Origin of the sequence: Acinetobacter rudis (assembly GCF_000829675.1) — a bacterium.
GTDB lineage: Bacteria > Pseudomonadota > Gammaproteobacteria > Pseudomonadales > Moraxellaceae > Acinetobacter > Acinetobacter rudis.
Window position 1 is genome coordinate 1 of record NZ_BBRX01000099.1, and the last position, 10,155, is coordinate 10,155.

General features: G+C 32.9%; 12 protein-coding genes. 3 read left to right on the forward strand and 9 right to left on the reverse strand.

Annotated features, from left to right (window positions below):
* Window positions 1–215 precede the first annotated feature (215 nt).
* Window positions 216–1,496, forward strand: a complete 1,281-nt coding sequence (locus Aru01_RS17130; protein WP_016657022.1) for a tyrosine-type recombinase/integrase — start codon at window positions 216–218, stop codon at window positions 1,494–1,496.
* Window positions 1,497–1,582: 86 nt separating this feature from the next.
* Here Aru01_RS17130 and Aru01_RS17135 read toward each other — a convergent pair whose 3' ends face one another.
* Window positions 1,583–1,903 carry a hypothetical protein gene (locus Aru01_RS17135; RefSeq protein ID WP_016657023.1) on the reverse strand — a complete coding sequence of 107 codons (321 nt, stop codon included), beginning with the start codon at window positions 1,901–1,903 and terminating at the stop codon, window positions 1,583–1,585.
* A 571-nt stretch (window positions 1,904–2,474) separates the two neighbouring features.
* Here Aru01_RS17135 and Aru01_RS17140 point away from each other — a divergent pair.
* Both Aru01_RS17140 and Aru01_RS17145 read left to right on the forward strand, forming a co-directional pair.
* Window positions 2,475–3,041, forward strand: coding sequence for a hypothetical protein (locus tag Aru01_RS17140; protein ID WP_016657024.1), 567 nt, complete (start codon window positions 2,475–2,477; stop codon window positions 3,039–3,041).
* Window positions 3,042–3,551: 510 nt separating this feature from the next.
* On the forward strand, window positions 3,552–3,875 hold the full coding sequence (locus Aru01_RS17145; RefSeq protein ID WP_016657025.1) for a hypothetical protein: 324 nt from the start codon (window positions 3,552–3,554) through the stop codon (window positions 3,873–3,875).
* A gap of 212 nt (window positions 3,876–4,087) precedes the next feature.
* Here the strand turns inward: Aru01_RS17145 and Aru01_RS17150 are convergent, their stop codons facing one another.
* The 8 genes from Aru01_RS17150 to Aru01_RS18395 form a co-directional block, all read right to left on the reverse strand.
* A complete protein-coding gene (locus tag Aru01_RS17150; RefSeq protein WP_016657026.1) occupies window positions 4,088–4,459 on the reverse strand; it encodes a hypothetical protein in 372 nt (123 codons plus the stop codon).
* 270 nt (window positions 4,460–4,729) lie between these two features.
* Window positions 4,730–5,302: a hypothetical protein gene (locus tag Aru01_RS17155; protein ID WP_155757972.1), complete on the reverse strand. Its 573-nt coding sequence runs from the start codon at window positions 5,300–5,302 to the stop codon at window positions 4,730–4,732.
* A 501-nt stretch (window positions 5,303–5,803) separates the two neighbouring features.
* Entirely contained in the window at window positions 5,804–6,238 is a 435-nt protein-coding gene (locus Aru01_RS17160) for a hypothetical protein (RefSeq protein ID WP_016657028.1), read from the reverse strand.
* 868 nt (window positions 6,239–7,106) lie between these two features.
* On the reverse strand, window positions 7,107–7,448 hold the full coding sequence (locus Aru01_RS17165; RefSeq protein WP_016657030.1) for a PIM8 family immunity protein: 342 nt from the start codon (window positions 7,446–7,448) through the stop codon (window positions 7,107–7,109).
* 182 nt (window positions 7,449–7,630) lie between these two features.
* On the reverse strand, window positions 7,631–8,113 hold the full coding sequence (locus tag Aru01_RS17170; protein WP_016657031.1) for a hypothetical protein: 483 nt from the start codon (window positions 8,111–8,113) through the stop codon (window positions 7,631–7,633).
* A complete protein-coding gene (locus Aru01_RS17175; protein ID WP_016657032.1) occupies window positions 8,110–8,697 on the reverse strand; it encodes an N-acetylmuramidase family protein in 588 nt (195 codons plus the stop codon). The genes Aru01_RS17170 and Aru01_RS17175 overlap by 4 nt, the downstream gene beginning before the upstream one ends.
* A gap of 57 nt (window positions 8,698–8,754) precedes the next feature.
* Window positions 8,755–9,132 (reverse strand): hypothetical protein, encoded by a 378-nt coding sequence (locus Aru01_RS17180; RefSeq protein ID WP_016657033.1) that lies wholly within the window; start codon window positions 9,130–9,132, stop codon window positions 8,755–8,757.
* A gap of 73 nt (window positions 9,133–9,205) precedes the next feature.
* Window positions 9,206–10,155, reverse strand: a 950-nt coding sequence (locus Aru01_RS18395; RefSeq protein ID WP_162183621.1) for a hypothetical protein, incomplete at its 5' end; no start/stop codon positions are given.

Genomic DNA, 10,155 nt, shown 5'->3' on the forward strand with positions numbered 1-10,155 from the left:
TATAAGCAACCTTTTTTTATAATGGTATAGCTGATATTACATCATTCTCCCCAACACCATTACCTTTTATAACCTTTACCCACTTTCAACACTAACACTTTGATTTACATTATTTTCTATTATTACTGTGAGTAACCTAGCACGAAATGACATTACCGAATTTTGTGAGTAAGATTGTGAGTAATCCTTTTTAAAAATACCGTTACTCACACACAATGCTTAATGACTTAAAGATAAAGAAACTCAAGCCGACTGATAAGGTTTATCGTGTTGCCGATCACTCTGGTCTGTGTCTAGAGATCCGACCAGCTGGTTCAAAATTTTGGCGGTATCGTTATAGATTTCATGGAACAGCCAAGATGCTAACAATTGGCCAGTATCCAGAAATAAGCTTAGCATATGCTAGAGCAAAAACAATGGAATATCGTGAGCAGCTTGCTAAAGACGTTGACCCAGTCTCATTTCAGAAGAATGAAAAAAAATCTGCCATACAATCACACGTTGATACTTTCGAGGCTGTAGCAAATGAGTATCTTGAGACTAAGAAAAATTTAAAATCTAAAGATTGGACAACGCTGCGAATTAGATATTTAAAAAAAGACATTTATCCCGCTATTCAAAACAAACCAATTAAAGATGTAGATTCTCTTGATGTTAAGGAAATTCTAGATAATGCAATTGCTAGAATATCTAGCGGTGGTATCCATACTGGTGAAGTTAAAACGACCCTAGTTCGTCAAATTATTGGTGAAGTAATGCGTTATGCCATTGTCACTAAAAGAATCACTAATGATCCGACTTATGCACTAAGAGGTTATATTCAACGACCTGAGGTTGAACATGCGAAGCCCGTAGATGCCGCAGACAGGCCTTACATTATGTTTAAGATTGATAACTATAATGGTTTTCAGAGCATAAAAAATGCTTTAAAAGTATTAATCTACTCTATGCTTAGATCTATTGAAATTAGGCGTGGTGAAAAGCGTTTTATCGATTTTGAAGAAAAAACATGGACAATCCCTGTTGCCTCTAGAAAAGAAATCCAAGAGGGCAAAAGGAATATGAAGAAAAATAGAACTCATATTGTGCCTTTGTCTGATCAAGTTTTGGAAATAATAAAAAAGCAATTTGAGCTTTACCCTGATAGTGAATATATCTTCCCTGGTGATAATGGAGTATCAATGATTGGGAAAACCACCCTTAATATGGCATTTAAGAATATGGGCTTTCCACATATAACAATGCATGATTTTAGAGCTACAGCATCAACTGACCTTTATGAGGCGGACTTCAATTCTGACTGGATAGAGTTACAGCTCGCACACGTGAAAGGTGATAAAACAAGGGCTTCGTACGATCATGCCAAATGGATGAGTGGTAGACGAGAAATGATGCAAACATGGGCTAACATGGTTGATGGATGGTCCAGTAAGGCAGATCAATCGATCATAGATGAATACAATTTATTTAAGCCAAAAAAGAAGCCTCTGGATTGAGGCTATTTCCACCTAGTTGACAAAACTCATTTTTAGCCATAATCCTTGGTTGACAAATTGGTGATTTAGCCATAATTCAGTAAAACTTACACAGTTTTATTTACGAACTCTTTTAACGCATCTAATTTCAAAAAATCCTTACGTATCTTTATGGCCTGATGTCTAACCTTCTGAGAATACTTCTTTTTATCCTTAATTAGATCCTCAATACAATATAAAACATCACTATCAATATACTCAGGTCTTTTTTGAAGCCATTTTAAAGCTAATTCAGGCCAATAGTTTGATACGCTTTCAGAAAGTGCATGAATGACTACGTTCCTCATATCTTCTAAGGAATATGTATATTTTTCTAGAGTATTTTCATCTAGTTCCAAGAGCAATAATCCACCTCTTACATCATTCATATCTACACAACTCGTATATTTTTATTAGTCTAAAATAAAGGATTAATAAATCACATTAGTATGATTCTTAAATTTTCCTAAAATTAATACAATACACCTTATGCGAAATCAAGTTAACTATTTTCTTTAAATCATATAGTTAAAGTTTTTATATCAAATTTCCGACCAAGTTAAAGTTAGTGACCTGCATTAATGCGCAGGCCACCCCTCACTCAATCGCCCGACATCAACTGCATGCATGGCCCTCACCTAATAGCTTTCACAATTGCACCATGCTTCGTGTGACATACGTTGTATTTCATCACAGTATCAAGCGACCATAGAATTAATACACTACCCGGTCCTGATTCTAGTTGCTATAGATCGTGGCAAAGTACAAGTAGATTAGCTTGTCTTTTAAGTATATATGTCTTGAATTAATCCAAAAAAGAGATCACCAGCACTTGATACTTTATTTTGATATCTATACCTTCAATATAAAACTACCTAAGTTAATACAAGTTATAGAGAAATATATTTATAAATATTAAGATGAAAAGGAAAATCAAATATTTCGCTCACAGGAAACACAATGAAAATCTATAGATTAGCAACATCATTATTATTTTCGTCACTGCTGGCTGGATGTGCTGTTAATTTACCTTTTAATAACCGTTTGAACTACACATCAATTAAACAACTCGCTGAAATACCAAAAACACAAGAAGCTATTGTTATTAAATGGAATCCTAATACTTTTCCTCAACGTATTGATGTTCAGGGTGCAGATAGTTTTGTTGGCAGCGCAACCCGAACTCGAATACCTACAGGGGTGGCCTTATCTAATCGAATTGAAGAGGCGCTTTCTCAATTTGTTAAATTAACACAAAAAGGAACTCCCTTAACTATTACTGTTGATAATGCGAGATCTGGATTTGAATATTCGGCTGCAACTTTCAATGCACCCGCTATCGATGTTGCAAATGTAACATTTACAGCAACTTTTGAATATAAAGAGGAGAAATGGACGAAAACATTTGTATCCAACCTCAAAGATCCTAAAATAGGTGGATCATCACAGACAGGGCTTTTGGACTCAGCTTGGGATGATATTGCAGTGCAAGTAGCAAAAGATATTGCTAACCACATTAATAAATAAAAATTATAAAGATAACTCTATAAGTATTAATTTAAGAAATTCTAAAACTTTAATTTCATTTAAAGTCCATCTATTTTACTTTCGCATAGACTAACCAAAAAGTTAGTTTATGTTCCCCAATCGCCCGACATCAACTGCGTGCCCTCACCTGAGGGCCTCCACAATAGCACCTTGTTTTGCCTGACACTCGTTGTATTTAATTATAGTGTCAAGTGACCATAGAATTAAAGCACTACCCTGTCCTGATTCTACTACTGTAAATCAGGACGATTGGTATTTTCATACAGACATATTTAGGACCTTCAACATATAGATTTCACATAACGCCCATTATATTAAATGGATATGTATTTGCTTAAAAAATTACATCATCAAGAATTGTTGATATAGAATCAAACAAATAATTTTTTTATTTCAACTATATATGAACACATTTAACACAAAAAACTTAATTGCCAAACACGCAATTATTTTTAGCTCTACAGATTCTGAAATATCTATCCATATTTTATGGAGCCATTTATCTACCAAGATGAGATCGTAAGTCCAATTATTCGTTTGGATTATATTGATCTGCCTTCAACAAAGCTTCGAGATTTGGCTGGTAAGTCTTTGACTTTTACTAAGGGTGATTTAGATGGTTCGATATATTTAGATAGTGCCCATCACCCTGTTGATGTAGTAAGTTTAAGCTTTTTCCTAAGCAGACAAAACAAGCTAACTATTCTAGTTAAAGGTATGTACGACTTTGAGTATGAGGGTCTAGATGGTGTAGCTAATGAAGCGTTTGTATTGAAAACATTTCTTAGTAGTTGCGATGTTAATGAAGACTAGCGAAATAAATAGGCTATTTAGTCTTAATTTAATTCTTCTAAAATCAGCATAATACAACTCATATAGAACCCAGTCATTAGACTGGGTTTTCTTTACCCTAGTCACCCTCTCAGTCACCCAAATGTTTTAGTAGAATTTAAACTCCTTTTAGTGATCTTAATAGTTCTCTGAATTGATTGAAGATAAGATAGCGATTGAATTAAATTTTACATTTATCGGATTGTTATAAACGTGAAAATAAAACTTCCAAACACAGAAACCCATACAAAAAAAGACCATCTAAAAATCAATATATTTTTATTTTTATTAATATTATTTAATATGAAAAATAAAAAATTAAGCACACCACATGAAGATATATAAATAATCCAGTAATCATTTTCACTCACCCCAAACTTCACAAACTTTTCATATAGGGATTTAAGCAAAAAACTATTGGGCCACATCCCAATAAGTGTATTGTAATATAGGATCTCAAATCTTCTTTGTTTTAAAAAACCACCCAATAAAGCTAGTAACATTTGAATTAAAAAAAAATATAATAATACAAGAATCAAGACACCTGGGTTCCCTGCGACTGTCATGGCGCCACTCCACAACTTGTCATCAATCCAGTTTCTATATACCAAGTATCTATTCTATATTGGGAATTTAACATAACTGCAATACCTGGTTTAATCTCCATAGAGGTTTTACATGTGAAAATTTGGCAAATATTTTGAAGTACAACTCGCAATTCAACCTGTTCATCTACCAACCTATTAATACTCCACTGCTTTAAGTCTATTAGAGTAATTATTTGAAATAATTATAGCTAAACTTTATCATTACTTCTCTAGCTTGATGTTTCCAATTTACCAAATTATATTTTCTTTTAAATATATTGAAGCAATAAATTGTTGGGTTTGGAGACCCAAATCTAAAGTTGTTGCTGGTACTAAAGGTCCAGCTAACTTTTTATCTAATAAATTTAAATACTCATCAACATGATGTAGTTGTCCACACTGTCGACACTCATAGAAAAATTTATTTTCCTGTTCATTTTTCAACACAAGAAGTCCTCCTCTATCACAACTAAGGCAACTAAGATCAACTTCAAAAAATAATAAACTTTCAAGTGTATATCTCAGCAATCTAGAAAGACCGTTTTGATCTTTGTATCCATGCTTATATCGTTTGAAACAATTTCTAATATGAATAAATTCTGCACCATACAATGGTGAGTATTCTACTGGGTAAATATCTGCATCTAATTTCAACATATCAGTTAAATGATCATCTGAAAAAGGTATATGACTAAATATTTCTCTATTCGATCTCATCCAACCCAATATGACACTTAAAATTTCTCTTGGTGATGATGTCACTGAGAGCTCATCCAACTGCATAAAAAACTCATCTAATTTTCGTTTAGATAGCTTTTTCATTTGGTTCGTATGTTTTCGTGGGACAGCCTTTGTGTAGATCATTATAATTATTACACTTTCTAACATAGAATTTTAATAGATTAATCTGTTTTTTATGTAAATCCAATATGTTGAATAAGTTTAAATTTTAATTTTACTATCTCTAAAATAAAAAGTAGGGATGTTGAGATTGGCCTAAATTGAATTAATTTATAAATTATTCAATGTATACTTATAATCTGTTCTATTAGGGTAATTTGAAGATTAAATATATATTCTTCAGGAACATGTACAATTGAAGACTTCTAATATTTGTATTTGCAAAGCTGGCTCTAAGTTACTCTTAATTCAAACATAAACTTATATATCAAATAACAGCTAACATAAATATAAAATTCAATAACTAGCCTTTGCTATTTCTAAAAGTCTCCCCTAGGAAGTCTTTAAAATTAATCTAAATTCTAAAATGACGAAAGTTGTAAAAAGTAATACGATAAGCACATACAGTTAATGTTACAACTATTACTTGTAACTCTTTTTTTTCAAAAATTTAAGAATGGAATGCCTTAACTTCTGCCCATAATCCTTGTTAAAAGCAATTTCTCTTAAATAATCATCATATAAATCTGCATCATATAAAGTTGCATCATAATTTGACATTTCAACTAACCATTGAAAAGCAAGATTTGTCCAATAATTACTACTACCAATAGAAAGTGCTTCAGTGAATACAACATCAACAATTAGTTTGTCAGGAAAACACTCTATTGAAGCTTTATTATTGATATTTTTAAGAACATTTTCTCTTCCCATTTCTAAAAATGGCAATAATGACAAACCAACTCTATAGTCATTTTTATCGAGATCATGTAATTCGTCTAGAAAATATATTTTCCAAACATTCTCTTCTGTATATTTTAAGTAAATATCTTCAACTGGTGAATTAATTATTTCCATCTAGTTCCTCTCCCCGTGTGTAATAATTTTAGACCACATACTTCCAAAATTTAAATTAGTCAAAAAAATTAAAGAATAATCTCATAATAAAGTTCTTTTACTATATTTATAGAAGATTACCATTTTCATCTTCATGATATACACTAATTGGCATATTTATATCAAATTGACTCAACCTTTAAAGTCTACTATTATTCAGTAATTCAAAATTACATTGATCAATATAATAGACCTCTATAAATAGAGAAAAGCTTCTCATATCATGTTTAAATAATTTTTCATCATTTTCCTCAATAAATACAATAAAATCCTCCTCATAGCTTTCATCAAGATATTCGTCTGAAGACCCCTTGGGTGGTAGAATATGAAACATGACTAATAATCATAAAATTTATAGATGAAATTAGTAGTTATACTATCTATAATTTCTTTGTGATTTAAATTATCACCAACTAATCTAAGACTTAAACGAATTTTCATTTTTAAAAATTTAAAATATCAATCTTGCTATCTTATTTAATTAGTTACCTTTATTAAAGATATCACGCACCGTTCCACGAAAATAATTGACCTTAGAAGTAGAAGCTTAACTAACATTTATTAAAAATATCTGAAATCAGCATACTACAACTTATATAAAACCCAGTCACTAGACCAGACATTCATCACTCTGGCCACCCCACCCTAAAACGCTCAACATCAACTGTGTGTCCTTTATTTAAAGGCATTAACAATAGTGCCATGTTTCACCTAACATTCGCTGTACTTAACTACAACATCAATGGCCCACAGCATTAAATCGCTACCCTGCCCTGATTCTAGTTGTTGTAGAATGTAGCAAGATCTAATTAATTTCACATAACGATCATTATATTAAATTGGCTAAAAATCCTTTACATTTAAAAGCTATATTTTCATCTTCAACTTGCGAAATTTGATAGTGTACATTTTCTAACTGATCATTATTTTTTTCTATATATAATGACATAAATTGTTGAAAGTTATTTAAAAAACTTTCATTTAAAGAAAAATCTGAAATATAAACGAACTTAATAAGTAATTTTTCTACATTTTCAGTGAAAAGATCTTTTGAAAGAATTAAAGTCAGAGTATAGCCATTTTCTTCATGATCATAATTAAGATCTAACTTTTTCACTTGATCAAAGGTATTTAAATGTTCATTTAATTCATCAAGGCTAAGTATGTGCACTCTTTATTTCTCCTAAAATTAACATAATACACCCCATGTGGCACAAGTCTAATTACATAATTCAAATCAGTTACTTAAACTAGTATCAAAAGCCTTAACCACGAGAATAAGGCTCTTAATTCTTGTATAAAGCCCATGATCGTATATCAAATGGCACCCCCATCAACAAAGGTACCACAATTTTACTCAGGCCACCCTTCCCACAACCTCACTGCATCAACCGCGTGTCCGTCAGCCGCTTCTGCCATCGTTCGATATTCAGCGATGCACTCTTTGAGTATGTCTGAGCTGGTATCGATGTATTTAATGATGGTTTCTTTGGGAGCTGTGGACATACGGCTTTTGGCTGTATCGAGTTGCTTTGACAGGCGATCAGCAGTGGACTGAGCACGAGTGGCATCAGCCATGACTTGTTTGATTTTAACATTGTAATTTCGCTCCGCTTTTAGCAGTTGTTCAGACCATTGCTTTTCTTTCAATGCAGCTTCGGCTTTGGCTTTTTCGGTTGAGGCTTGTGAAATGGCCAGTTCGGTTTTGTACTTGGCTTCTGCTTTAATCAGTTCACCACCCAAATAATTGGTATAAGCCAATTGCCCAAAGCAGATAAAAGAAAGGACCGCAATTGCGATCCAGTATTTGTATTTCCAGATGAGGTATAGATTCACTTCCCACCCCACTTTTTATAAGCATTGGCCAGCTTCACATCGTATTGATTTTTTGCATATGTTGGGCCGTTATAGCCACGTGCAAACGCTTTCCAGTCTTTATTCTGCAAAGCTTTAACTAAATTGTTCACCTTGATATAGCAGCACATTGCATCAAGTTGTGATGCTTCATCGCGATACATGGCATTAATGAAATTCTGTAAATTTGGATACCCCAATGACTTCCAGTGATAGCCCATCACCTGACCTAATCCCCAAGATGCTGATTCAAGTGCAGAATCGCGATGATATTGAGTAGCTGCATTTAAACGCCCATGTTGAGCAGAATACAAACCATATCCACCTGCAGTCTTATTGCAGAGATCTGGTCGTTCACGTATAGCCTTTTCGGCAGTTTGCGCTTTGTCGTTTGCAATTAAACGCTGCCGAAAAACGTGACGCTCAAAAAGAATTACTGGCGTTTGATCGCTATTAAAACCACTACCCTCACACTCAACCTCAATCACGGCTCGAAGTGCTGCTACTGAGATACCCAATAATGCAGCTTGTTTTTCAATTTGCTCAGTTGTTAATTTCTTAGACACTACTTTTCTCCAGACAAAATAAAACCGCCATAAAAGGCGGCATTTGGCTTATTTAAACTATTCATCTTTAACTTTCTTTAATCCCTTTACGACTTCAATAATGGTTTTACCCTCTTGCTGATTTATGAAGTTAAAAGTCCAACGTACAATTGCCCATCCTGGTAAACCACAGACGAAAAAAAAGCCCCCAAGGGCAATCATTCCCCAAATGTCTGTTACCCATTCATGTAAGCCCCAACGGACAATAATGAATGAGCCACCTGCAAGACTAGAGACAACTGTACAAATCAAGCCAACTGCCCACTCCTGTGGTGAGCGTGGAAAGCGCATCATGATGACAACTGTTGCTACGGCTGCAATTGCCAAAGTGACAGCAATTGCAGCACCATAGAATTTTAAAAAGGCAGTCAAGCTGCCTGTCGAAACTGGTTCCATTGGTTTTCCCGAATTTTAGACATAAAAAAAACCATCTAAAAGATGGTTTTTAAAAATTTTGCTTTATTACTAACTATTTTAATCTACTAATATAGACATTATTACCCTCTATATCTTTTATGAATGGTATTTTATCATTTAAAATGCAGACCTCCGCATTGACCTCTTTTATACATGTCCAATGCGTTGATCCATCATTGAGATCAATTCCAATAATATCACCAACTTTCCAACCACTAAATACTGAGTTTAGATAAAATTTATCAACACTAATGCTTTCCGGGCTAATGACGGAACTAACCTTGGTATCTAATGAAAAAATACATCTCCAAGATTCACTATACCCATTTACTATATCACCAATTTTCCCAATGAACTTCGATGGTTTATTAAGAGGCATATTAAAGAGGTTATCTTTCTCAATATATGTTCTATCTAATAAAAGTAAGTTTCTCATACTCATCAATGTAACATTTAACCATCTAGCATTACATGTATTTATATCAGTATTAGTTAAAAGAGCTACTGCTATATATTTTATACGTTTTCTAGCCTTTTCATGCAGTGATAAAAATGTAGAACCAACTGATAAGAAATAACCTTCAAGATAAGATTCAAGTTTGTTTATTTTTTTAAAATTTACAGAATAAAACCAATCTTCCTCTATATCTGTACACAGATTCATATCTTTATCATAAAAATAAACACGCGCAATATACTTTGAAACAACATCACTTATAGTATCGCAATAAAAATTTATTATATCAGTCGGTGCAATTTCAAAAACATTAGTCTTGGATATAAATTGATAAGGCAATATGGATGATATTTTACGCCTAGAAACATTAAGATTACTTCCCATATTTAACGGTTGTCCATTAAATATAGTATCTATTCTAGCATCATGTCTAAGAATAGTGTACTTGTGCATACGAGTTTCATGAACTGATGTTACTTTATTTAATACACCTAAGTCTGTGACATTTGGAAAACTTAGTACAGTAGCTTCCGTACTAAACCATG

Coding starts and splice junctions, on each gene's coding strand:
- Aru01_RS17155 (WP_155757972.1), bottom strand. CDS start 5,302: ATGAAAAAGCTATCTAAACGAAAATTAGATGAGTTTTTTATGCAGTTG.
- Aru01_RS17140 (WP_016657024.1), top strand. CDS start 2,475: ATGAAAATCTATAGATTAGCAACATCATTATTATTTTCGTCACTGCTG.
- Aru01_RS17180 (WP_016657033.1), bottom strand. CDS start 9,132: ATGGAACCAGTTTCGACAGGCAGCTTGACTGCCTTTTTAAAATTCTAT.
- Aru01_RS17135 (WP_016657023.1), bottom strand. CDS start 1,903: ATGAATGATGTAAGAGGTGGATTATTGCTCTTGGAACTAGATGAAAAT.
- Aru01_RS17145 (WP_016657025.1), top strand. CDS start 3,552: ATGGAGCCATTTATCTACCAAGATGAGATCGTAAGTCCAATTATTCGT.
- Aru01_RS17150 (WP_016657026.1), bottom strand. CDS start 4,459: ATGACAGTCGCAGGGAACCCAGGTGTCTTGATTCTTGTATTATTATAT.
- Aru01_RS17130 (WP_016657022.1), top strand. CDS start 216: ATGCTTAATGACTTAAAGATAAAGAAACTCAAGCCGACTGATAAGGTT.
- Aru01_RS17160 (WP_016657028.1), bottom strand. CDS start 6,238: ATGGAAATAATTAATTCACCAGTTGAAGATATTTACTTAAAATATACA.